22 protein-coding genes, 1 other RNA gene, 1 pseudogene and 1 riboswitch are annotated in these 25,207 nt (G+C 40.4%); all 24 genes and pseudogenes read right to left on the bottom strand.

Annotated features, from left to right (window positions below; genetic code table 11):
• Position 1: 1 nt before the first annotated feature.
• Positions 2 to 475 (bottom strand): DNA translocase FtsK 4TM domain-containing protein, encoded by a 474-nt coding sequence (locus tag HMPREF9200_RS08905; protein WP_255260704.1) that lies wholly within the window; start codon positions 473 to 475, stop codon positions 2 to 4.
• A gap of 115 nt (positions 476 to 590) precedes the next feature.
• Positions 591 to 1,889, bottom strand: coding sequence for a replication-associated recombination protein A (locus HMPREF9200_RS00990; RefSeq protein ID WP_009352967.1), 1,299 nt, complete (start codon positions 1,887 to 1,889; stop codon positions 591 to 593).
• 278 nt (positions 1,890 to 2,167) lie between these two features.
• A non-coding RNA gene (gene ssrS / locus HMPREF9200_RS08240) (6S RNA) lies at positions 2,168 to 2,340 on the bottom strand.
• Positions 2,341 to 2,438: 98 nt separating this feature from the next.
• A complete protein-coding gene (gene aspS, locus HMPREF9200_RS00985) occupies positions 2,439 to 4,235 on the bottom strand; it encodes an aspartate--tRNA ligase (RefSeq protein ID WP_009352882.1) in 1,797 nt (598 codons plus the stop codon).
• A gap of 1 nt (position 4,236) precedes the next feature.
• Entirely contained in the window at positions 4,237 to 5,511 is a 1,275-nt protein-coding gene (gene hisS / locus HMPREF9200_RS00980; protein WP_009352959.1) for a histidine--tRNA ligase, read from the bottom strand.
• Positions 5,511 to 7,133: a coproporphyrinogen dehydrogenase HemZ gene (hemZ, locus tag HMPREF9200_RS00975; protein ID WP_176604740.1), complete on the bottom strand. Its 1,623-nt coding sequence runs from the start codon at positions 7,131 to 7,133 to the stop codon at positions 5,511 to 5,513. The genes hisS and hemZ overlap by 1 nt, the downstream gene beginning before the upstream one ends.
• On the bottom strand, positions 7,126 to 7,617 hold the full coding sequence (locus HMPREF9200_RS00970) for a Fur family transcriptional regulator (protein WP_009352981.1): 492 nt from the start codon (positions 7,615 to 7,617) through the stop codon (positions 7,126 to 7,128). The genes hemZ and HMPREF9200_RS00970 overlap by 8 nt, the downstream gene beginning before the upstream one ends.
• Positions 7,610 to 8,680: an AI-2E family transporter gene (locus tag HMPREF9200_RS00965; protein WP_009352909.1), complete on the bottom strand. Its 1,071-nt coding sequence runs from the start codon at positions 8,678 to 8,680 to the stop codon at positions 7,610 to 7,612. The genes HMPREF9200_RS00970 and HMPREF9200_RS00965 overlap by 8 nt, the downstream gene beginning before the upstream one ends.
• Positions 8,681 to 8,688: 8 nt before the next feature.
• On the bottom strand, positions 8,689 to 9,312 hold the full coding sequence (locus HMPREF9200_RS00960; protein WP_009353002.1) for an MBL fold metallo-hydrolase: 624 nt from the start codon (positions 9,310 to 9,312) through the stop codon (positions 8,689 to 8,691).
• A 12-nt stretch (positions 9,313 to 9,324) separates the two neighbouring features.
• Entirely contained in the window at positions 9,325 to 9,774 is a 450-nt protein-coding gene (dtd, locus tag HMPREF9200_RS00955; RefSeq protein WP_009352832.1) for a D-aminoacyl-tRNA deacylase, read from the bottom strand.
• Positions 9,771 to 11,996, bottom strand: a complete 2,226-nt coding sequence (locus HMPREF9200_RS00950; RefSeq protein WP_009352854.1) for a bifunctional (p)ppGpp synthetase/guanosine-3',5'-bis(diphosphate) 3'-pyrophosphohydrolase — start codon at positions 11,994 to 11,996, stop codon at positions 9,771 to 9,773. Before HMPREF9200_RS00950 ends, dtd begins: the two co-directional genes overlap by 4 nt.
• Complete coding sequence (gene recJ / locus HMPREF9200_RS00945; RefSeq protein ID WP_009352811.1) at positions 11,996 to 14,002, bottom strand: single-stranded-DNA-specific exonuclease RecJ; 2,007 nt, start codon at positions 14,000 to 14,002, stop codon at positions 11,996 to 11,998. Before recJ ends, HMPREF9200_RS00950 begins: the two co-directional genes overlap by 1 nt.
• A gap of 438 nt (positions 14,003 to 14,440) precedes the next feature.
• Positions 14,441 to 15,841 carry a DASS family sodium-coupled anion symporter gene (locus HMPREF9200_RS00940; RefSeq protein WP_009352984.1) on the bottom strand — a complete coding sequence of 467 codons (1,401 nt, stop codon included), beginning with the start codon at positions 15,839 to 15,841 and terminating at the stop codon, positions 14,441 to 14,443.
• A 91-nt stretch (positions 15,842 to 15,932) separates the two neighbouring features.
• Complete coding sequence (gene rpsI / locus HMPREF9200_RS00935; protein ID WP_009352806.1) at positions 15,933 to 16,325, bottom strand: 30S ribosomal protein S9; 393 nt, start codon at positions 16,323 to 16,325, stop codon at positions 15,933 to 15,935.
• Positions 16,326 to 16,346: 21 nt separating this feature from the next.
• Positions 16,347 to 16,787 carry a 50S ribosomal protein L13 gene (rplM, locus tag HMPREF9200_RS00930; RefSeq protein ID WP_009352918.1) on the bottom strand — a complete coding sequence of 147 codons (441 nt, stop codon included), beginning with the start codon at positions 16,785 to 16,787 and terminating at the stop codon, positions 16,347 to 16,349.
• 125 nt (positions 16,788 to 16,912) lie between these two features.
• Complete coding sequence (locus HMPREF9200_RS08900; RefSeq protein ID WP_176604744.1) at positions 16,913 to 17,440, bottom strand: GNAT family N-acetyltransferase; 528 nt, start codon at positions 17,438 to 17,440, stop codon at positions 16,913 to 16,915.
• Between the two features lie 12 nt (positions 17,441 to 17,452).
• Positions 17,453 to 18,355 (bottom strand): annotated as a pseudogene (gene murB / locus HMPREF9200_RS08895) (UDP-N-acetylmuramate dehydrogenase); the annotation flags it as partial.
• Position 18,356: 1 nt separating this feature from the next.
• Complete coding sequence (locus tag HMPREF9200_RS00920) at positions 18,357 to 18,707, bottom strand: YlbF family regulator (protein ID WP_009352993.1); 351 nt, start codon at positions 18,705 to 18,707, stop codon at positions 18,357 to 18,359.
• A 193-nt stretch (positions 18,708 to 18,900) separates the two neighbouring features.
• Entirely contained in the window at positions 18,901 to 19,389 is a 489-nt protein-coding gene (trmL, locus tag HMPREF9200_RS00915; protein ID WP_009352837.1) for a tRNA (uridine(34)/cytosine(34)/5-carboxymethylaminomethyluridine(34)-2'-O)-methyltransferase TrmL, read from the bottom strand.
• A 15-nt stretch (positions 19,390 to 19,404) separates the two neighbouring features.
• Positions 19,405 to 19,875 carry a cyclic pyranopterin monophosphate synthase MoaC gene (moaC, locus tag HMPREF9200_RS00910; protein WP_009352949.1) on the bottom strand — a complete coding sequence of 157 codons (471 nt, stop codon included), beginning with the start codon at positions 19,873 to 19,875 and terminating at the stop codon, positions 19,405 to 19,407.
• A 218-nt stretch (positions 19,876 to 20,093) separates the two neighbouring features.
• Positions 20,094 to 20,768 (bottom strand): metal-dependent hydrolase, encoded by a 675-nt coding sequence (locus tag HMPREF9200_RS00905; RefSeq protein ID WP_009352968.1) that lies wholly within the window; start codon positions 20,766 to 20,768, stop codon positions 20,094 to 20,096.
• Positions 20,769 to 20,943: 175 nt separating this feature from the next.
• The gene (gnd, locus tag HMPREF9200_RS00900) at positions 20,944 to 22,359 is read right to left on the bottom strand and encodes a decarboxylating NADP(+)-dependent phosphogluconate dehydrogenase (RefSeq protein WP_009352833.1); all 1,416 of its coding nucleotides are present in this window, start codon (positions 22,357 to 22,359) and stop codon (positions 20,944 to 20,946) included.
• Positions 22,360 to 22,382: 23 nt separating this feature from the next.
• Complete coding sequence (locus HMPREF9200_RS00895) at positions 22,383 to 23,240, bottom strand: DMT family transporter (protein WP_009352991.1); 858 nt, start codon at positions 23,238 to 23,240, stop codon at positions 22,383 to 22,385.
• Between the two features lie 7 nt (positions 23,241 to 23,247).
• On the bottom strand, positions 23,248 to 24,747 hold the full coding sequence (gene thrC / locus HMPREF9200_RS00890) for a threonine synthase (protein ID WP_009352871.1): 1,500 nt from the start codon (positions 24,745 to 24,747) through the stop codon (positions 23,248 to 23,250).
• 211 nt (positions 24,748 to 24,958) lie between these two features.
• Positions 24,959 to 25,128, top strand: a riboswitch (cobalamin riboswitch).
• Positions 25,129 to 25,207: the final 79 nt, after the last annotated feature.

The following is a 25,207-nucleotide window of genomic DNA, read 5'->3' as shown; positions in this document are numbered from 1 at the left end:
CTTAAAAAACTCCTAACAAACCACCTAGTACACCGCCATTATTTGCTAATGTTGTGGTTCCTAATTCATCTCCATTATCGACATTCCACAGTACCAGTTGCGCTAATACAACAAGTAATAACGCTGTATATAGCAATCCTTTTCTTGTAATTGATGCCAATGACCCTTTATAAAGCCAGCACCAACCATTGTATAGAACCCATATAGCTACAACCCAACCACCTAGGCCAAAACCATAAGAGAAAATACCACTGATAATACTTCCTAAGGCTCCCAGTTCAATGCCGGCCATACCTACAAGTGCTAATATAGCAAAACACATGAGAAGTAAGCCTTTCACCTCAGTGCGAATTCCCTTAGGCTCTGCTTTAGTTCCCCTAGTGCTACCTCGTTTATCTTCTTTAAGAGGCGTAGAACGTTTCGATTGTATCTTTTGTCCCCTTCTTGGGGCCTTACCTTTCTTTTCCTCTGCCATCTTCCACTCCAAAACTCTGTTTCTATCATATACCTTAGCACTTTATTATACCATTTTCACCTATGAAAGTATATCGAATATTCTCAAAGCTGAGGCTTCTCACAAGAAAATAACCTTATCCTTTACGTGTTTTCCAAGCTTTCACAAATTCCCCTTCACAACCCCGTTCTAAAGGGGTATAGAATGTCTCACCTACTAAGGTATCTGGTAAATACTGTTGCTCCACATAACCATTAGGATAATCCTGTGCATAGCGATAGCCAACTCCATGTCCTAATTGTTTAGCACCTCCATAATGAGCATCTCGTAAATGTTTCGGCACCTCACCTTGCTCCTTATGTCGCACCGCATGGATAGCTGCATCAATTCCTAGGTAGGTACTATTGCTCTTAGGTGCTAAAGCTACATATACAGCAGCCTCTGATAATATAATGCGCGCCTCTGGTAGACCCACCATATGAGATGCTTGGGCCGCTGCATTTGCCACTACCAAGGCTTGTGGATCTGCTAGTCCTACATCTTCTGCCGCACAAATAACGATGCGTCTAGCAATAAATACAGGGTCCTCTCCTGCCTCAATCATACGAGCTAAATAATATAGCACCGCATCTGGATCAGAGCCACGCATACTTTTAATGAAAGCAGAAATTACATCATAGTGATTATTCCCCTTCTTATCATACCGATACACTCGTCGACCAAGTACTTTTTCTATAATTTCTATGGTAATTTCTCCACCAGATCGAACCATAGCCCCCACTTGCTCCAGAATATTTAGAGCCATACGAGCATCTCCATCTACAAATCGGCCTATATCCTCTAATAGATCATCTGTCACAATCAGCGCTTTCTTACCTAGACCATACTCTTCATCTGTTAACGCACGACGTAAGATTGCCACTAATGCCGTAGCATCTAATCGCTCTAGGGTAAGCAAACGTAATCGAGATAAAAGAGGGCGATTCACTTCAAAGAAAGGGTTCTCTGTGGTGGCGCCAATTAAAATAATTTGGCCACTTTCCACAGAAGGTAACAATACATCTTGCTGACTTTTATTGAAGCGATGAATTTCATCTAAAAATAAAATTGTCCGTTGTTGCAAGGAACTGCGAATACGCATCGCTTCTTCAATAGTGCTTCGAAGTTCACCAATCCCCACATTGGTCGCATTAAGCATAACAAAACGACTACTAGTTAGCTCCGAAATAATTTTGGCTAACGTAGTCTTACCTGTCCCAGATGGCCCATATAGCAATAAGGAGGGTACCTTATCTTCTTCAATCATAGAGCGAAGAAATGTTCCAGGCCCTACTACTTGTTCTTGTCCAAAGAAATGATCCAATGAACGTGGTCGCATGCGGACCGCCAAGGGTTCAAATGGATCTACTGGTTCCATATTCTCAAACAAATTCATCCTTACACCTCCCTATATCTACCATCATATATTGATAACTACTACCGTACATGCAGTAGTACATACATATATACTTATACATAGTTGATCCCCGAGCTTCCTTCTTAGTAGCCGTATAGAACAATTCCTGTATAGTTTACAAAATCACGTTGAGCAACAAACTTGTAGAAACCTGATGTTACAACAAATATTATCTGTACATTATTATACATGCATCCAGTTATATAGTCTATATGTTCTTATTAATGCAAAAAAATAAACCACCATAAGGCGGTTATAAAGGCCCCACTATGCCGTATCCATACCGTGTTTTGATCCTGCAAGGGCAGGTGGGTTTCCTCCTTGTAAGATTACAGTCCTCGTAGAGGCAGAGCGCCCTTACAAGAGTGAGAATCCCTAAGTTAAAATGTTGGCTCAAAACTGCGATATAACACGCACATAGCAGGAATTTCTTTACTCATAGTATAGCAGAAAGGAACGGTCATTTCAAGAAGAAATACACCGTCCCTTTCCTTAAAAGTATATCAATTTTCTATTGGACAAATTCGATTATACTAATTTTTCTTTTGCCACATCTGTTTTGATATGTAATTCACGCAATTGTTTTGGCGCTACCTCAGATGGAGCTTGGCTCATCAAGTCGGATGCACTTTGTGTTTTAGGGAATGCAATCACGTCACGGATGGATTGACGTTTCGCCATCAACATTACCAAACGGTCTAAACCGAAAGCACAACCACCATGTGGAGGAGCACCGTATTCAAAGGCATCTAACATAAAGCCAAATTTAGAACGACTTTCTTCTGTGCTTAAGCCGATCGCATTGAATACTTTTTCTTGTACATCAGATTGATAAATACGGATGGAACCACCACCGATTTCCACACCATTCAATACCATGTCGTAAGCGATGGCTTTTACAGCACCTGGATCTGTGGCTAACAAGTCCATATCCTCTTCACGTGGAGATGTGAACGGATGATGCATTGCCACAAAGCGCTTATCTTCTTCGTCGTATTCAAACATAGGGAAATCAGTTACCCACAAGAAGGCCAATTTGTTTTCATCAATTAATCCGCGGCGTTTACCCATTTCAAGACGTAATTCGCCAAGAGCTTTCGCAACCACAGCTGGTTTGTCCGCAATCATCAATACCAAGTCACCTGGCTCTGCGTTCATTTTTGCACCGATGTTACGAATAGTATCTTCACCTAAGAATTTCATGATTTGAGATTTGATTGTGCCATCTTCATTGAAACAAGCCCAAGCCAAACCTTTGGCACCATAGATGCCTACGAAGTTTGTCAAATCATCTAATTCACGACGTGGAATACCTGCATAACCTTTTACAACGATACCTTTTACTTGACCGCCATTATCGATAACGGAGCGGAATACTTTGAACTCTGTATCTTGCACACAGTCAGTTACATCTGTAAACTTCATATCAAAACGGATATCCGGTTTATCAGAACCATATTGATTCATCGCATCATCCCAAGTCATGCGAGGCATTGGCAATGGAATTTCCACATCTTGTGCCGCTTTAAATACATGGGCAATCATTTGCTCTTGCATGTTCAAGATTTGCTCTTGGTTCATGAAGCTCATTTCGATGTCCAATTGTGTAAATTCAGGTTGACGGTCTGCACGTAAATCTTCATCACGGAAACAACGAGCAATTTGGAAATATCTTTCATAACCAGCAACCATCAAAATTTGTTTGAAAATTTGTGGAGATTGTGGCAATGCATAGAATGTACCAGGATTTACACGAGATGGAACTAAGTAGTCACGAGCTCCTTCTGGTGTACTTTTTGTCAACATTGGTGTTTCAATTTCTAAGAAACCATTGTTGTCAAAGAAATCGCGCATCGCTTTTGTCACTTTATGACGCAAGATCAAGTTTGCTTGCATTTCTGGACGGCGAAGATCTAAATAGCGATATTTTAAACGAATATTTTCATCTACATCGATATTGTCTTGAATATAGAATGGAGGTGTTTTCGCTGCATTCAATACACGTAGCTCTTCACAGTACATTTCATATTTACCAGTTGGTAAATTAGGATTCACAGCCGCTGTATCACGTTCTGTAATTGTACCGCGTACGCACAATACATATTCATTACGTACATCTTCTGCTTTATGGAAGGACTCCATATTATGATCAGGAGATGCCACGATTTGCACAACCCCAGAGCGGTCACGTAAATCAATAAAAATCAATCCACCATGATCACGACGGCGCTCTACCCAACCGCAAAGAACCACTTCTGTTCCTACTTGTTCTGCACCGATAGTTCCACAATGATGTGTACGGTGTAAACCTTTCATAGTTTCCATTCTAATTTCCTTTCACTAACTCAGTTATACGGTTTGTAATCTCAGCTAAGGATACTGTTTCTTGTTCAGATGTATCCATATATTTTAAGATGACCTTACCTTCAGCTAATTCATTATCACCAATTATAATAACATATTTTGCGTTAATTTTGTTAGCATACTTCATTTGGCTCTTCATAGATTTACCAGAACCTTCCATTTCTGCTTTTACATAGGCATTACGCAAGGTATTTGTAATTCTGAAAGCCTCTTTTTGTGCCATTTCTCCTAATGCCACTACGAAGACGGAATCTTCTTGTGTTGGTTCTGGTAATAAGCCTTGTTTTTCTAGAGCCAACAATAACCGTTCCATACCCATCGCAAAGCCTACCGCAGGTGTATGTGGTCCATCTAGTTCTTCTACTAGACCATCATAACGACCACCACCAGCAACAGCACTTTGAGACCCCAATGGAGTATACTGTACTTCAAAAGCAGTTTTCGTGTAATAGTCTAACCCACGAACCAAGCGTGGATTTAAACTGAATTTCTCGCCAGCTGCTGTTAAGTATTCTTTCACATGATGGAAATGATCTTGACACTCTTCACATAAATTATCACTTAACTCCGGAACCCCTACTGCCAATTGTTGGCACTTTTCTTCTTTACAATCAAGGATACGCAATGGATTCTTGTATAAGCGGCTTTGACACAGTTCACATAGTTCTTCTTTTTTTGGTTCAAAGAAAGCAATTAATTTCTCTCTATACGCAGGACGACACGTTGGACAACCTACAGAGTTTACTTCTACATTCAAATCTTTTAAACCTAGGTCACGCAATAATTGTAACACCAAAGAGATACATTCCGCATCAGCACTTGGAGCTTGTGTACCCAATAATTCTACCCCAAATTGATGGAATTGACGATAGCGACCAGCTTGCGGCTTATCGTGACGGAACATAGGGCCAATATAGAACCACTTTGTAATCGATTCTTGTCCATAAATTTTATTTTCTAAATACGCACGCACCGCAGAAGCAGTTCCTTCTGGACGCAATGTATAGGATTGATCTTTTTTATCTCCTGTAGGAAAGGAATACATTTCTTTTTGTACGATATCTGTAGTTTCCCCAATACCGCGTAAAAATAAGCCTGTTTCTTCAAACATAGGCGTACGAACTTCTTCAAATCCATAGGTCTTACATAATCGACGAATGGTATTTTCAATATAGTACCAATTTCCAAGAACACTCGGCAATAAATCTTGTGTCCCTCTTGGTTTTTGAATAGCCACTAGCTGTCCCTCCAATGTTCATTACTTAGTAAATCGCGTTTCTCTAATAGTCGTTGTATATCTTGAATATACGTATCTACATCTTTCGGCATGTATTGTTTTTGTTGCCTAAAATCAGCACCATCTATCCATTTAGAGACACTACCTGGTCCTATGGAAAGTATGGACTGACGTTCTTCTATCATTTGTATATTATAAATGCTTTCATAGTTTGGCAAGGTGTAGCCAATGTTCTCCATTTGCCCCACCATGTATTGTTGACGATACATATAGTATGGTATATATCCTAATTGCAATAATGCTTCATGGGTTTCATCTAACATAGTTTGGACCATATCCTCAGAAGGAATCTCTTTGGCAAAGCTACTCCCATATAAAGGACTACCTTTTTTCAACGCTAAGGTATGGACAGTTACATTGTGAGGACGTAACTGCTCAATGTATTGCACATTCTCTTCCATATTTTTTACTGTTTGACGTGGTAATCCTGCAATAAAATCCATATTGATAGAACAATTTGTGTGGCTCTCCACATACTCATAGATAGACAAAAATTCTGCAACGCTATGACCACGGCCAATGATACGCAACAAATCATCCTGCATCGTTTGGGGATTCAAGCTAATCCTAGTAACACCCGCATCTACAATAGATTGAACCTTGTTAGCATTCAATGAGTCAGGACGCCCGGCTTCTACAGTAAACTCACGGCCCTTTGAAATCACATCTCCCAATGCATGCACAATATGGTGAAAGTCTCCATCTCCTAAACTAGTAGGAGTTCCTCCACCCATGTATAACGATTGTACCTCTAAACCATATGTTTTAACAAGTCTTTTCAAGTGTTCTATATCACGATGATAGACATCCACAAAGTCCTGTACCTTTCCATAGTTTTGAATGAGTCCATAGGGAAAGGAACAATAGGTGCAATGAGTTTCACAGAAAGGAATGCCACTATACAAACTAATCTCCTTAGGAGATTGTTGTACATGTGCTACATACGGGCGTTCCAGTACTGCCACTTGCTCTAATAATTTCCACTTCACATGGCTAATACTATGGGTACTTTCCAGTTCTTGCCGAACCTTCTCTAAATCACCTAAGGAGTCCCATAGTTTATGGGTCAACTTTGTAGGCCGTACGCCTACTAAAGTGCCCCATAAACTAGTCTTCACACCCAATATACGTCTAAGCTCTGATAAGACTTCTCTGCCTATCAGTTTCCGACCTTCCACAGTGTCTTTTCCAGAAATAGACCATATATGAAGATAGTCTGCGTATAACTCTGATGGTCTCTGTATACCAGTCTCCAATAGCTCTTCTTGTACTCTAGTATGGCAGAACAACTGTACTACCAACTGTGTACCATCAGTATCTGCCTCTAGTTCACTGGTAATATCACCAGATTGTACTAACACACTCGGAGCAGACTCATTTTGCTTATACTCTATGGGAAATAGACCTTGTACATAAGGACTAGAGCCAGATTTCCTAATATCCGATACATATATAATAAAGTCAGGGTTGTCTTTCGATGAAAACAATCCCACTGCACCACATTGATGAGCTATGACAGAACCTAACTCCATAGGTCCTTCATAGCTATATGTATTATGCATGTTCTTTTTCAGATTCTGCTTGTTTTGCCTTTTCATGACACTCGCCACAGAAACCGTATACTTTTAATTGATGGTCTGTGGTATGGAAGTTCAATTTTTTAGCGATAATGGATTCTAATGTTTCCAACATATCATCTTCAAATTCTTTCACACAGCCACACTTAACACAAATCAAATGATGATGGAAATGAGATAATTCATCGCTATTTAATTCATAGCGATTACGACCATCACCAAAATCCAAACGTTTCACTAAGTCTAACTCAGTGAATAAGTCCAATGTACGGTAAATCGTAGCTAAACCAATATCTGGATTGTTCTTTTTCACTAAAATATACACATCTTCTGCACTTAAGTGCTTCTCTTCTGCTTCAATAAACGTTTGTAAGATAATTTGACGTTGTGTTGTTAATTTATATTTTTTATCTTTAATACGCTCTTTTAATTTTTCCATTGTTGCTTGTACTTCCATTGCTTTATCCATGATGTTCCTCTTTCTGTAAACTATAATATTTATTAAAATACCACAACCGTTTTGCTATAATTTGTGCTACAGCTGTCAATGGTACGGCAGTCATCATACCGATCATACCAAAGAGATAGCCTCCCACAAAAATGGCTGTAATAATAACTAATGGGGGAAGATTAATAACATGCCCCATAATCTTGGGCATAATAATTTGTCCATCTAGCACTTGCAAGATCCCATATGTAATGGCAACTTTAACGGCTAGAGGACCACTAATAACAGCGGCTAAAATAATGGCTGGCGCTGCACTAATAAATGGTCCAATAATAGGAATCCACTCCGCGATACCCGCTAATACTGCTAATACAAGAGGATACGGCAAATCGTAGCAATAGCATACGATAAATGTAAGGCAAAACATATTACTTGCTAATAGTAATTGTCCCCGTAAATATCCTCCTAAAGTACGAATAATATCATTCACTACGTCTTCCAAATGAGCTGAAGTAGGGCTGGAAAAAATATTTAATATAGCCCGTTTAATACTACGTCCATCTTTCAGTAAATAAAATGTTAAAATCGGTACTAATAACAATTGTAATAAGGTACTAGCAAAGGACACGATAGCAAGCACACCACGTTGTGCTAAATCCACTCCATAATTACCAATCGTAACTAAAGTTGAATTAATCACACCTTCAAATTGATGTGGTATGATACTTTCACCATCGATACCTTGTAATCCTTTTACCACTTCTACAAATTGGTCTAATACATATGGTAAGTTAATTAATAATTTTGTTAATTCACTAATTACTGGTACCATCACATATCGAACCAACACGGTAGATACGAGTGCCACTACCACGAAAGATGGAATAATAGCTAACCATCGTGGGCATTGTTTCCAATACTTTCGAATATATTGTTGCGTCATATTTACCCAAGGCCATAAGAGCAAGGTTAAAATAATAGCAATCACTAAGGGAATCACTACCGGTAATGCAATCGTTAGACCTATACTCGCTAAAATCAGTAAAATACAGCGTAGCCAATATTGTATAGATTTATCTCCCATCCTATCACCTACCGTACAAATGGATTAAATTGCTTTTCATCGCCAATTGTTGTTTCTGGTCCATGTCCAGGATAGACCTTTGTATCTTCTGGCAATGTATATAGCTTTTCTTTAATCCCCTTACTTAATACGTCAAAATCTCCATTAGGAAAATCCGTCCTGCCTATTGACCCTTGGAACAAGGTATCCCCTGCCAGTAAAGTTCCCTCTGTGTAATAACATACTCCACCTGGTGTATGACCTGGTGTTTCAATCACAGTAAAGGTAGTGTCACCTAAGGAAATCGTATCGCCCTCTTTTACATAGCGTACATCATCTACTTCTGCTGTAATATAGCGACCAGAATGAGCACTCAAATTCACCGTTGGATTCGTCAAACATTCCGCATCGCCTTCGTGAATATATACTGGCACATGGTACGCATCCACCAACGTTTTTACAGCCCCAATATGATCACTGTGCCCATGAGTTAATAAAATACCTTGCACCTTAAATTCGTGACTATCTAGAATTTCTTTTAACTTTTCTCCTTCGTCACCTGGATCAGTTACAAGGCACGTATTATCTGCTTCATTATGCGCAATGTAACAATTCGTTCCATACGCCCCTAAGGGCATATAATATAACTTCATTTCTTAACTCCATTAAAACTCTTTACTACTCTCTAATAGAATCGTCACAGGTCCATCATTGACCAATGCTACTTGCATATGAGCTTGAAATTGACCTGTACTCACGATTAAGCCTTTTCCTTTGAAAGCCTCTACTAGCTCCAAATATAAGCGCTCTGCCATCTCTGGTGGAGCTGCTTTCATAAAATTCGGTCGACGCCCCTTACGCGCATCTCCGTAGAGAGTGAATTGCGAAACTACGCACACCTCACCACCTACATCTAATACGGATAGGTTCATCTTATCCTGTTCATCTTCAAAAATGCGTAAGTGGCTTACCTTTTCACAAATATATTGTACATCCTCTATTGTATCCGTATCTGTTACGCCTACTAGTACTAAAAGACCTTGCTTCGTACTACCAATAACAGACTCATCTACGGTAACCGAAGAAGAACTCACACGTTGTACAACGGCTCTCATGCTTTCCCTCCTCGATGGACTGAATATACATCTTTCACTCGACGTAACTTCGTCATCACATAATCGAGTTGTGACAAATCTTTAATATCTAACATTAAATGAATGGTTACATCTTTTGCATCGTCAGTTTTCGCATTAATATTGGAAATGTTAATTTTCATTTCTGACAAGACTGCCATCACTTCCATTAACAAACCACTGCGATCATAGGCATGCACGGACACACTTACTTGGAATTGATCCTGTGTAGCTCCTTCCCAATCGACTTCTATCATACGATTCAAATCATCTGGGGTATGACCAATATTGGTACAATCTGCACGATGTACAGAAACGCCTCGGCCTCTCGTAATATAGCCAATAATGTCGTCTCCTGGTACAGGATTACAGCAACGAGCCATACGAACCATCACACCAGCTTCACCTTTTACAAGAACACCACTGCTACTTTTCTTAGATTTTCCTTGATGTACTTTAAGACGGTCGATGACAGCCATCGTATCTTTTCGCTGCTCTTCCTTAGCGACTTCCTGCTTATGAATGTCCACTAATCTGAGCAATACTGTATTCACTGAAAGTCCACCAAATCCAACGGCAGAGTACAGCTCAGCTTCGCCGCCAGCATTCAAAGATTTTCCAATCTTTTCTAGGCGACCATTTTTTGTTAAGTCCTTCCAATCATAGCCTAAGCGTTTCGCTTCTTTTTCTAATAGTTCGCGACCTTTGACGATATTTTCTTCTTTATTTTCACGCTTAAACCAGTTTCGAATCTTTGTCTTACTTTCTGTAGAGCCGACAATATTTAACCAGTCTAACCGTGGTTTCCCATTTTTAGAAGTGACGATTTCAACGATGTCCCCATTTTGCAGTTCATAATCTAGAGGAACAATCTTGCCATTAATTTTAGCTCCTACGCATTTATTTCCCACATCGGTATGAACACGATACGCAAAATCCAGTGGTACAGTGCCTTTTGGCAACTTCATAACGTCACCTTTTGGGGTAAAGACGAATACTTCCCCTGTAAAGACATCCAGTTTCAAAGCGTTAAGCAATTCTTTCGGATCGCTTGCATCTTGCCACTCAAGAACATGACGAATCCAGCCTACCTTTGCATCAAAATCAGCTTCTGCTTTCCCTTTATTACCTTCCTTATATCGCCAATGGGCGGCTACACCATATTCAGACACACGATGCATATCCCAAGTACGAATTTGAATTTCTACAGGCTGACCTTTTGTACCGATAACTGTGGTATGCAAGGATTGATACATATTCGACTTCGGCATCGCAATGTAATCTTTAAAGCGATACGGCAAAGGTTTCCACAAACTATGTACTGTACCTAGCACGGCATAACAATCTGGAATCGTATCTACGATGACTCGAACGGCATACAAATCATAAATTTGAGATAAATCTCGATTGTCCTTTTTCATTTTCTTATAAATACTATAAAAGTGTTTTGGACGACCTTTTACATCTGCTTTAATATGAGCATGTTCCAAAGCATCTTTCAAAGTATTCATAGTATCATTTACAATATCCTCACGAGCTTGTCGTTTTTCACTCATCTGTTGTACTAGGTCATAATATTTTTCTGGTTCTAAATAGCGGAACGATAAGTCCTCTAGTTCCCATTTAATATTAAAAATACCTAAGCGATGTGCCAATGGCGCAAAAATTTCTAATGTTTCTTGGGCTATGCGTTGTTGTTTATCAGGACGCATATGCTTTAAGGTACGCATATTGTGTAATCGGTCCCCTAGCTTGATGACCACTACGCGCACATCTTTTGCCATGGCCAAAATCATCTTTCGATAATTTTCAATTTGCTGTTCTTCTTTTGTTTGATACTGAAATTGATTTAGTTTTGTAACCCCATCTACCAAGAATGCCACTTCTGGTCCAAATTGTTCTTCTATTTCCTCTAAGCTTATCTCTGTATCTTCCACTACATCATGTAATAAAGCAGATACCAAGGTAGATCGATCAATTTGTAGTTCGCTCAATATGGTGGCAACGCCTAAAGGGTGCAAGATATACGGTTCTCCAGAAGCCCGTTTTTGTGGAGCATGCGCTTTATCTGCCAGTGCAAACGCACGCTCTATGACTGGCCAGTCTTCTTCTGGTAAATAGGACCGAACACGATCCATAAATTGTCCATATTCTCGTTCTTTATTAAATGTATGCTCCTGAGGGGTACTTATAGTACTTACCATTATGATCCCTCCTGACTATAAGTCATAAACGTCAACGATGTGTGAAGTTCCAACTTTTGTTGCACATTCACCCAACGATACACATGACGTCCATCATCCAATGCTTCCTCTTTTAGAATGCCTAAATCTTTAAATACATCTAAAGCAAGGATTGCTTCTCGCGAAGTCATTTCTTGTGGCTTACACTCTAATGCTTCTCGCTCCACTATATACTTTGGTGCTGTAGGAGACCGGAAAATATGTTTTACCACAGTATACATCTTGCGTAAGCTATCTACTTCTAGTCGTTCTCTTTGTTGTGAAAGTGGTTCCAAGTCTTGCACAATGAGTTGTGGTGTCACCACGCCTTGCCATTCATTTTTCTGCAAAGAAAACGCTACTTTTACAGGGTCATCTGCAAAGATTTCCTGCATATAATGCGCTCCTTGCCAAGCCACCGCATCAATGGGGCCCTGTTGACCTTGCAAGATAATTTTACAATGATTTTTTTGAAATCCCATAGGGTACAGATTCTGCACACGAATCTTAGGAAGTGCAAAAACAGGCGTACTATTCCCCATACCATAAGGCTCTAAAGTAGCTATTTGATCAATTAACTCAATGCTAATATCATCGCTATGCATAGCACCATCAACGGTGACAATAGGAATATAATCTTCTTCTGTTAATTGTTTACGGCAAAACTCACTAGCTTTTTCACGTAAGGCATCAATATGCTCTGCTTGTACACTAAATCCTGCCGCCTGTGCATGTCCACCAAACTGTATTAATGTATCTCCCGCAAAGGTTAACATATCATACATATTACAATGATCAATACTACGACAGGAGCCTTTACCAATTCCATCATGAATACTAATCACCATAGTCGGTTTATAAAAGGCTTCTACCAAACGGGACGCAACGATACCGATAACTCCAGGATGCCAGCCTTCGCCTGCCACTACAATACATTGATCCGCCAAACTTCCTTGTGCTAATACCGATTGATACGCTTCTTCAAAAATAGCTCGTTCAATCTGTTGTCGCTCCGTATTTGTTTCTTGCAACTCTTCTGCAATTTCCATGGCCTCAACTAGGTCTGTGGTAATCAGTAATTCTACAGCTCGTGTCGCATGCGTCACCCGTCCTGCTGCATTTAATCTTGGCGCTAAGGTAAACCCAATATGGCCTGCAGATAGTACTTTTCCTTCTAAACCGGCCACTTGCACTAAGGCTTGAATCCCTACATTGGGAGACTCTGTCATCTTACGCAAACCTTCACGGACGATAATCCGATTTTCTCCCACTAAGGGAACTACATCAGCAACCGTGCCCAAGGCTACAATATCTAAGTCTTCTCGATATTCTTCACCAGTACGACGCTTCCATAAAGCTTGGCAGACTTTGAATGCCACACCTACGCCAGATAAGTTTTTATCTGTATAGGGACACTCTGGCTGTTTATGGTTAACCACCGCTGTAGCCCTTGGTATTTGCGGCGGTGATGTATGATGGTCTGTAATAATCATAGACACGCGATCTCTCACAGCTTCTACAATATCATAGGAACTAATACCGCAATCTACCGAAATAATTAAATCTGTTTTTTGAGCAATCAAATATTCCAAAGCTTCTAAGTTGAGACCATATCCTTCACTTTGTCGCTCTGGAATATAATAAGTTACATTCGCTCCTAATCGCGAAAAAAATCGGTACATTAGTGATGTAGCCGTAATACCATCTACATCATAATCTCCGTAAATGACAATGGACCCATTCATGGCTAAGACGCTTTCGATTTCTTCCACAGCCTGTGCCATTCCTTTTAACATAAAAGGATCTAATAAATCATCCATTGTGCTATATAAGAATGTTCGACCTTCTTCTACAGTGGTAATCCCACGGTTTACCAATAAATGAGAAACAATAGGATGCACTGCTAATCCAGAGGTCAATTGAGACTCTATTTCTTTTTGATGTTCGGCAATTTTCCAACGTTTGCCTTTTCGTTTATCTAGTTTCATACGTACCTCTTGGAGGGATATTTCTTTCATTATCATTATCATTATTATACATGAAAGTCCGAGCATTTTCAATAAGTATCATTATTAAAAATATAATAATTTACTTTTATTATTACATCTTATGACAAAAGTAGTGTTTATAATTAAATTTCTTCACTCTTCAATTATCAATTTCAAACTCTAAAACCCCACCATAACAAATGTGATGACTCCTCGTATATGAGCATCCCACACATTTAGCATAAAACAAAAAAGGTTGTACCCAAATGCACGTACAGCATTTCAGTACAACCTAATCTAAAACCTATCCTAGGTCTAATTATATAGAATATGACATCCATCACTTCTATGAAGCCATATACTACCATCATTACAGAGAAATCATCTACTCATGCACTACGATGACTACACTGGAAGTATTTCCCTATCTACATCATCTTAGATGATTCCAAATAACTTCATGCTTAGGTTACCAAAGAAGAAATGGAAGATATAATTCAATACGGAAATATAAAATCCTACTTTCCACCAGGTCACTTGTGGCACGTAGTGACTGCCAAAGAAGATTGGTGTTACCCCAGAGCTATAATGTGTCAACGTACAGCCGGGGCTATTCATCAAGCCAAACATTAAAATTGCATAAGGAATTGGTGCTCCTAAGGCAATTAAGATAGACGCAAAGGCAGAAAATAAAGCTGTAATACGAGCGGTGCCGCTGGCGAAGAAATACTGCGAGTATACAAAGACTAACGAAATAATCAAGGCCGCCCACTCCCAAGACATACCACCTAACATAGTGCTGACGAATTTTGCAAAGACAGCTACAACGCCTAATTTACCAAGCAATCCAGCCATACCTACTAGAGTACCCATCCAGATTAAAATATCCCAACCTGTGGTTTCTTTCAAAATGTCATCCCATGTAAGGCATTCGCTAATGACACAGGCCAATACTGCCATAACCGCAATGACCGTCGCATGTAAACCTGTAATTGTCGTAGTAGACCACAATAGTATGGCCCCTACAAAGATAGCTGCTACCTTTTTCTCCATCGTCGTGATCGGACCTAGTTTATCTAACTCTTCACGAGCCATAGCTGGAGCTTCTGGTGTTTCTTTGATTTCAGGTGGGTAAATCTTATAAATAAACCAAGGCATGATAACCATACTGAGCAAACCAGGCAAGGCTCCTGCTAAAAACCACTCCCACCATGTCACAGTGTAGCCAAATAATTTTGCCCCTAAAGATGTAATCAACAAGTTACCACTACAAGCGGTCAAGAATACAGTCACTGTACAGGCATTTACTGTGTGAGCCGTAGTCATTAGGTAGGCTCCCATGCGACGTGCCGTTTCTCCTGGTCTCGAATCAAAGGCCATAGAAATATTTTGCACGATAGGATAGATAATACCACCTCCACGAGCTGTATTAGATGGAGTAGCGGGAGAAATAATTAAATCTGTCATCGCCAAGGCATAGGCTAAACGCAAGGTACTCGTACCGAACCAATGAATTAAGGTATACGCAATGCGTCGACCTAATCCAGAGTTAATGATCCCTCTAGAAAAGAAGATAGCGGATACGATAAGCCATACATTAGGCTCTGCATAGCCTAATAACGCTTCATTCATCTTAATCGAACTAGTAGCTACTGCCGCCGCAGATCCCATAAATGCCATTACCCCAGTGGGATATGGTCGTAGTATAAAGCCCACAATAGTAGCTGTAAAGATAGCTAATAAATGCCATCCTTGATCTGAAATTTCTGGCGTATGTGGCAAATACCATATGATCAGTGCCACAGCTACCACTCCCAATAGTCTTAGTAGTTTATCCATGTAGTATCATTCCTTTCTCTATTAACACAGATCCTCCAGAGGTAACAAAAAACCCAGCACCATAAGGGTACTGGGTTCTGTAATCGCCAAATTAACGTTTGGAGAATTGAGATGCTTTACGAGCTTTTTTAAGACCGTATTTTTTACGTTCTTTCATACGTGGGTCACGAGTTAAGAAGCCAGCCTTTTTAAGACCTTGACGAAGTTCGCCATCAACTTCTAATAATGCACGAGACACACCGTGACGAATTGCACCAGCTTGACCGGATGGACCACCACCAGCTACAGTTGCCACAACGTCGTATTGTTCTAAAGTGTTTGTTAATACCAATGGTTGTTTAACAATCAACTCAAGAGTTTGACGACCGAAATATTCATTTAATTCGCGTTTATTTACAGTGATTTTACCTGTACCCGGTACCAGACGAACTCTAGCAACGGAAGATTTTCTACGACCAGTGCCGTAGTATTGTGCTACTGCCATTATATGTTCCTCCTCCCGGTATTAACGGATATCTAATTCCAAAACTTCTGGTTTTTGAGCAGCATGTGGATGCTCTGCGCCAGCGTATACATTCAATTTACGGTATTGTTGTGCACCCAATTTATTTTTTGGAAGCATACCTTTAACTGCCATTTCGATTACACGTTCAGGATGTTTTTCCAACATCATAGCAAGTGTAGTGAAACGGGATCCGCCTGGATAACCAGAATGACGGAAATATTCTTTTTGTAATAATTTTTTACCTGTTACACGAACTTTTTCTGCGTTCACAACGATAACGTGGTCACCAGTGTCTGCATGTGGTGTAAAAGTTGGTTTATGTTTGCCCCGAAGAACTTTAGCAACTTCGGCAGCAAGACGTCCTAAAGTTTTACCTTCAGCGTCAACAACATACCATTTGCGTTCAATATTGTTCGCATTGGCCATAAATGTAGTTTTCATGCTGCTTTCCTCCTAATAACAAGAATGTATTAACAGAAGCAATTGCCACCTTCCGGGGCTAGTGGAAGTCCGTACAAATTGCTTACCGAAATATTATACTCAAAATACAATGGATATGTCAAGGATTATCGCAAAGATTTCTTCAACAACCAATCGATATCTGTCTTCTCTGGAGTCACAACAAATTGGTGTTCTCCAAATTTTTCAAATCCATAGCGTTTATAAAAATGTTGGGCTTTATAATTTTTCTCCCAAACGCCTAACCATGCCCAAGAAAAATTACCAGATTCAGCGATGCGCAAAGCTTTTTCAAACAAGGCTTTACCCACGCCTTGTCCATGGTACTCTTTGAGCACATATAGGCGCTGTACTTCAAAGGCATTCTCTAATTTACGCTCTGTTTGTGCGTCGCCCCAGTTTATTTTCAAATACCCCGCCAACACATCATCTACGTAAGCTAGATATATTTCACTCTCGTCATGGTCCAACTCACGTTTCAATACATCATGGTTATAAGCCTCATCAAAGAAAGCCTGTAATTCCTCTTCCGTATTGTCATGACTGAAAGTTTCTCTAAATGTGTCTGCACACAAGTTAGACAATGCTGGAATATCTGTCTCTTGAGCTCTCACAACGGCGACAACAGAACCCATTGGTTCACGAGATTCCCCTAGAATGCGCACCTCTGGTTCCAACTGCACCCCATGAGCTGCATGAATCCGTTTTTGTACCTCATGAATTACACCTAGCACATCATTGGCTGTAGCGCCTCCACGATTGACCACAAATCCAGCATGCTTCATAGATACCTCTGCAGGCCCTACGGATAACCCTTTCAAACCTGTTTGGTCAATCAAAGTTCCTGCATAATATCCCGGTGGGCGCTTGAAGGTAGATCCTGCGCTGGCATGCTCCAATGGTTGTTTAGACTCTCGTTTTTCAGTAAGATCATCCATCCGTCCTTGGATATCCTCAGGATTTCCTTCCTGTAATTCCATAGTCACACGAACAATGATTTCATGGTTCTCATGAAAGCGGCTATGACGATAGGCAAACTGCAATTCTTCTCGGTTATAGTGGTGCAAGTGTCCCTGCATATCTACAGCATCTACACTGGTTACCACTTGATCCATCTCTCCATCATAGGCACCTGCATTCATGAATACAGCACCACCTAAACTACCAGGAATGCCGATGGCAAATTCTAAGCCGCTCAAACTTTCACGTTGAGCATATTCAGATACTTCTTTCAAAGTATACCCAGCGCTCATAGTAATGGTTGTACCGTTGCGGTGTTGCTCCTCTTGCAATTCTTTCAAGCAAAGAACGACGCCACGCATACCACCATCTTGAATCAACACATTAGATCCTAGGCCTAGCACAAAAGGTTCTATGTTATGAGCATGTAATACACGCATGCAATCCTGCAATTCTTGTATAGAACGAGGTAGTACAAGTAGATCCGCAGGTCCTCCAATTTGAAAGGTCGTGAAAGGTGCTAACAGCGCATCCCTTTGAATGCGATCCAACGGAATCACCTGTTGCAATGCTTCCCATACAGCACTCATATTAGTTTGCCTTTTCTAAAATTTTCATACCTTCAGTGATTGGTTCGCTAATGATTCGATAAATATCATTCGCCACTTGTGTCCAACGTGCATGCGCTGTTAAGTACGCATTCGCACCGGAATTAGCTTGTACCATTGGCAATAAGCCTTCTAATTTTTTCAATAACTCTTCCGCTTCAGGAGCATCTGCAATTTTTGCATATTCCAGTTGCATTTGTAAAGACATAAATTCTTCTACCATGCCTTTTGCTGCTTGGTCGTCTTTAATTGCCTCTTGGGCTGCCATCATCTCTTTATGTTCTTCGCTGTCACGCATTGCTTTTTGTAATTCATATGCTAAATCGTAATTCATAATTCCTCCTCCATCCTATTAGGATTTCATTCTTATATTCTTTCATATACTGTGTATGCCATACAGTCTATATTATCTAAATCTTTGGTCATTCTGTGAAAGTCTATGATATTTCACTATATATAGGCTATACCATATGATTAGACTTACTATATTTAGTATTTTCTATAGACCAATACCTACTATCAAGAGGTTACACCTCGATAGATACACCTGGTCCAACGGCCTGCAAATCTGGGAAATCCAGTTGGCGCATAGCTTCATAGGCAATGATTGCCACCGCATTCGATAAATTCAAAGACCGCGCTTCATCAATCATCGGAATGCGAATGCATGTATCTGGATTGGCTGCCACAATTTCTTCTGGCAAACCTTTTGTTTCTTTACCAAACACGAGCATATCTCCAATTTCATATTGCACTTCTGCGTGGGTATGGGCAGCCTTTGTCGTAGCATACCAAAAACGCCGATCTTTATATTGTTCATACACTTCATCCAAGGACTTATGTATTTTTACATCTACTAGATGCCAATAATCAAGACCTGCTCGTTTTAAATATTTATCTTCAATGGAAAACCCCAAAGGTTCCACCAAATGTAGTGTCATATGATTTGCTGCACAAAGGCGTGCAATATTGCCTGTATTACCAGGAATTTCCGGTTCTACTAATACAATTTCCATGATTCACCTACTATCTTATCGTTTAAAATGTCCGCTTTTGCCACCTTGTTTTTCCACAAGATACACAGGACCTATGGTCATAGTTTTATCGACGGCTTTTACCATATCATAGACAGTTAACAATCCAACTTGAACTGCTGTTAACGCTTCCATTTCCACCCCTGTAGGACCTGTGGTTTTCACTGTACTACGAATACATACAGCACGTTGTTCTTCTACTAAAGAGCAGTCTACACTCACCTTCGTCAACGCCAATGGATGGCATAACGGAATGAGGTTAGACGTTTGCTTCGCTCCCATGATGGCTGCCAATTGTGCCACTGCTAACACATCACCTTTTTTGACATTCCCACTAGCCACAATACTAAAAGCTTCCTCACTGAGCGTAATAAACCCTTCTGCTACAGCCACGCGCTCTGTGTGATCCTTTTGGGACACATCCACCATATGCGCATTACCGCCTTCATCAAAATGTGTTAATTTCATAGATACCTCCATGTAAATTTCATTATACCATAGAGAAGGGAGGGACGTCAGTAATCTATGTTAGAGAAAAGAGTCTACGCAAAAAGGATTGCCACATTAGCATATGCTAGTGACAATCCTTTCATGTAGAAAGATTATTTTTACATTAATTGAGCAATTTCATCGCTTCTGTAATTTTTATTTGTTCAAGGAACTGTTTATTTTTCATATTCCTTATATTACAGCTCGATAGTTTGCCCTGGATCAACCACAAGTCCAGCTTGTTTATGCTTTGCTTCTAACAAAGCCACAAAGGTTGCTGGCTCTTTATCAATCACAGGCCATGTTTTGTAATGAATTGGGATGGTTGTATTTGCTTGAATCCAAGATGCTGCTGTCACCGCATCTTCCACACCCATCGTAAAGTTATCACCGATTGGTAGTAAAGCATAGTCAATTTCACCATGGCGACTGATTAATTTCATATCACTAAACAACGCCGTATCCCCAGCAAAATACACACGTTTACCAAAAAACTCAATGATCACACCTGCCGCATGACCACCTGGAACACCAGACCCATGAAAAGCTGGTGTTAAACGGATAGAACCAAATGGGAAATTAAACTTTCCACCTAAATGCATCGCATGGCTACGAGCCCCTGCTTCAGCGGCTTTTCGAGCTACCTCTGCAGTAGAGATTACAAGGGCATCATTCTTCTTGGCAATCATATCGGTATCACCATAATGATCATCATGACCATGGGACACAAAAATATATTGGCACTCTATATCCTCTGCCTTTGCCACATCCCATGTATTACCCGTAAAAAACGGATCACATACCAACGTTACATCACCATTGCTCAAAGCAACCGTAGCATGACCATAATACGTTAACGTTACATTGCTCATAAGAATACCTCCCTCAGATTATCTTAGTCCAACAATATTTGTTAAGTAAATTATATCATTCATAGAAAGCTGGTCGCAAGATAAAGAGCATGTATACATAAAAGTCAACATCCCTAGGCCACCACCTAGGGATGTTTGCTATATATTCATGTTACAAAATCTAGCTATATAGTAGTTACGCTTCCGCCCACTCTGTATGGAATGTGCCTTCTTTGTCTGTACGTTCGTATGTATGAGCACCGAAGAAGTCACGTTGTCCTTGGATTAGATTTGCTGGCAATACACCACGACGATAGGAATCGAAGTAATCTAAGGATGCACTGAAAGCAGGTGTTGGGATACCGTAACGTTTCGCAGCAATGATCGCTTCACGCCATTTTGCTTGGTGTGTTTGCAATGCTTCTGCAAAGAATGGATCCAACATCAAGTTGTTCAACTCTGGGTTGTTTGTGAAGGCTTTTTTAATATCTTCTAAGAAGGCTGCACGGATAATGCAACCACCACGCCACAATAATGCCATGTCACCGAAGTTAATATTCCAGTTATATTCTTTTGCCGCTGCTTTAATCAATGCAAAGCCTTGTGCATAGGAGCAAATTTTAGACGCATATAAGGCAGAATGGATAGCATCTACTAAGGCTTCTTTATCACCTTCAAAAACTTCTGTAGGGCCTGCTAATACTGGTTCTGCCAACACACGTTCAGATTTATAAGCAGACATAGCACGCGCAAATACGGCTTCTGCGATAGTTGGAATTGGCACGCCAAGGTCTAAACCTTCTTGGCTAGTCCATTTACCAGTACCTTTTTGACCAGCTTTGTCCAAGATTTTTTCTACTAATGGAGTTCCATCAGTATCTTTTACTTTCATAATTTTAGCAGTGATTTCAATAAGGTAGGAATCTAATAATCCTGTGTTCCATTTTGCAAATACATCGCCAATTTCATCATCGCTCATGCGAAGTAATTCTTTCATCATGAAGTAGGCTTCGGAAATTAATTGCATATCGCCGTATTCGATACCATTGTGCACCATTTTTACATAGTGACCTGCACCGTCATCACCTACATATGTGCAGCAAGGACCGTCTGCCACTTGCGCTGCAATGGATGTAAAGATAGGCGCCAATTCATTGTAGGAAGCTTCGTTGCCACCTGGCATCAAGCTTGGACCATTTAAAGCCCCTTCTTCACCACCAGATACGCCAACTCCTAAGAAACGGAAACCTTTGGATTCTAAGTATTTTGTACGACGAATCGTATCTGGGTAATGGGAGTTACCGCCATCGATTAATGTATCGCCTTGATCTAAATATGGTAAAAAGGCTTCAATCATATCGTCTACAGGTTGACCTGCTTTCACTAAGAACATGATTTTACGAGGTTTTTCTAACATCGCTACAAACTCTTCTGGAGTATGTGCTCCCCCGATTGTTCCTTCGTGGCTATAGTTGGCTACAAAATCGTCTGTTTTTTGTGGTGTACGGTTGTACACTGCAATGCTGAATCCATGACGGGCAATGTTGCGGGCCAAGTTTTGTCCCATAACAGCCAAACCAACTAGACCAAATTGATATAATTTTTCACTCATCGTCATACCCCTTTCTTGATTGACTACCGTGTGTGAGCTTGTTCTTCTTTCAAACGAGCCAACATCACTGATGAACTAAACATAATAATGCCTGCGATGACGGTCGCCAAGGCCAGGTTTTCTCCGAAGACGATAAATCCCCAGAAGGAGTTAAAGAACACCCCTACATATTGCATAAATTGTGCCACTACTGCATTGGTTGCCACAAACGCACCAGTTAGGAAGAATTGCGCCACTACGGAAATGGCTCCGATAATCCCTAAATACAATGCTTGTGTTGCATTAGGCCACACAAAATCTGGTATCATCACGATACCGCCTACTAGCATGGTGGTGACTAAAAAATAAAACATAATTTCATAGGAACTGTGACCACCCTTTAAGCTAATGGTGCGAATTGTTGTATAGGCCGCCGCCGATAAGGCTGCTCCTGCAATGGCAATAAAAGAATACCAATGCAATCCCGATAAATTCCAAGGTTGAATCATATACACAACGGCTAAGAAGATCAATCCTAACCATTTAGCAGATCCATCAGGCAATTTTTCTTTCAACACAAAGTTGCTAAAAATCAGGACGAATATACCTGATAATTGAAATAGTATGGATGCATCTGCCATCGTCATATAGACTAATGCAATGAAATTACTTAAATTTCCTAATCCACCGAAGATACCACGCAAGGTTAATAGCCCTCGATGTTCCGTGGAAAAGGAAATTCCTTTTTGTCGCATCACTATGAGTACGGCAATTGTTCCTATGAGCCCTCTGAAAAATGTCACCTCTGCCGCCGGCATACCATCGCCTAGAAGTTTCACAAATAAATTCATAATACTGAAAGCGAAGGATGACATGAGGGAAAAGAAAAATGCTTGTACCATAGGTCACCTATTGTTTGAAAGTATCCACAAAGGATAGAATTTCTTCTTTCATAGATTCTTTTGGAATTACCTTAGTAAAACGCAATGGCTTATGTTGCAACTCTGCCAATTGTTTCGGACAACCTACACCTGTGACTGCAGAAATATTGTCTAAGCTTTCATAAGGAGTTGATCCTACTTTGATATCCAAGGCTTCACAAATCGGTGTTGGGAATTTGAAAGGATGCGCCGTGGAAGCAATCACCGTATGACGGTGACCATCTTCAGGATGAGCCTCTAGCTCTTTCATATAAGCTCCCATCGCCACCGCTGTGTGCGGATCCATCACATAGCCATAGGAGTTGTACACTTGCTCGATGACAGCTTTTGTCATGTCATCGTCTACATAGGCGCCAGCAAATTCTTTTTGCACCGCTTGTAGTTCTTCTGGAGTGACAGAGAATTTGCCCTCTGTTTTCAGTGCTTTCATACGCTCAGCTGTCAATTCTGCATTTTCACCGCTCACATAATAAATAAACCGTTCAAAGTTAGAACTTTCCAAAATATCCATAGACGGAGAAATGGTTGTATAGAACGGACGATTCATATCATAGGTACCAGTGCTGAAGAAATCTGCGAGCACATTGTTTTGGTTCGAGGCACAAATTAATTTACCAACCGGAATACCCATGCGTTTTGCATAGTAAGCGGCCAAAATATTGCCGAAGTTGCCTGTTGGCACCACCACATTAAACGCTTCGTCTTCGTGGATAGCCCCTGTATTTACCAATTCAGCATAGGCTGCCACATAGTACACCACTTGTGGCGCTAGACGGCCGATATTAATAGAGTTAGCAGAAGAGAACTTCACGCCTTTGTCTGCCACTTCCTTCGCCACATCAGTATCCACAAAGAGACGCTTCAAAAATTGTTGCGCATCATCAAAGTTACCTTCGATGGCTGTTACATTGACATTTGCACCTTCTTGCTTTTGCATTTGCTCTTGTTGCATAGGGCTAACGCCATCCGTTGGGAAAAACACTTGAATATGCGTTCCCGGCACATCTTTGAACCCTTCTAAGGCTGCTTTTCCTGTATCACCAGAGGTAGCTGTCAATATCAACACTTCTTTTGTTTCTTTTTCCGCTTCCTTTGCTGCCACCAATAAGTACGGGAACAAAGATAAGGCCATATCTTTAAAAGCTTGGGTGCGACCGTGGAACAACTCCAACACGGATACTCGCTCTAACAAGGAATGCATTGGCGCCATATCTGGTGTATCGAAGTTCACCGTATTATAAGCACTACGAATCATCTTTTCTAATTCTGCTTCTGTGAAAGTCGTAAATAACTTACTCAACACAACCAGTGCAATTTCTTCATAGCTTTTATCTGCCACATCGCGGTAGGACAAACATTGTTCCGGAAACTCCGCCGGCACATATAACCCTCCATCACTTGCCAATCCATGGAGCAACGCAAAGGTTTCACTCACTGTTTCATGACTGCGCGTACTTGTATACTTCATTCTTTCATCCTTTATGTTTCACAATATATTGTATTATCTTCATTCATTATAAATTAATGCTATCTATTTAGCAAGAAAAGGCGCACTTCAATCTCAATCATGACAATTAGTAATAAAAGTCACAATTATACCTCTCTAATTATAAAATAGTCATACTTATTCATCTTGTTCTTGACATCGAAAAACTAAAAGAGTACAATACACACATACAATCAAACATTCGGGAATAGGTGCGAAAGCATAATAGAGAAGCCAGTTAAAGTCTGGCACGGTCCCGCCACTGTAAAGCAGAGCAAATCCAATTATGTCACTGGGAAACTGGGAAGGCTGGAGGAGCGTTGAAGCTGAGTCAGGAGAACTGCCTATTCATCATTCACCACTTGACCTACGAGAGATAGGGAGGAGAATCAAAGGCCTTTTTCTGATACTCCAAAACACAAGAAAAAGGATTTTTTATTAC

This window comes from Veillonella sp. oral taxon 780 str. F0422 (assembly GCF_000221605.1).
Taxonomy (GTDB): Bacteria; Bacillota; Negativicutes; order Veillonellales; family Veillonellaceae; genus F0422.
This window is presented reverse-complemented; position numbering and strand designations above follow the sequence as displayed.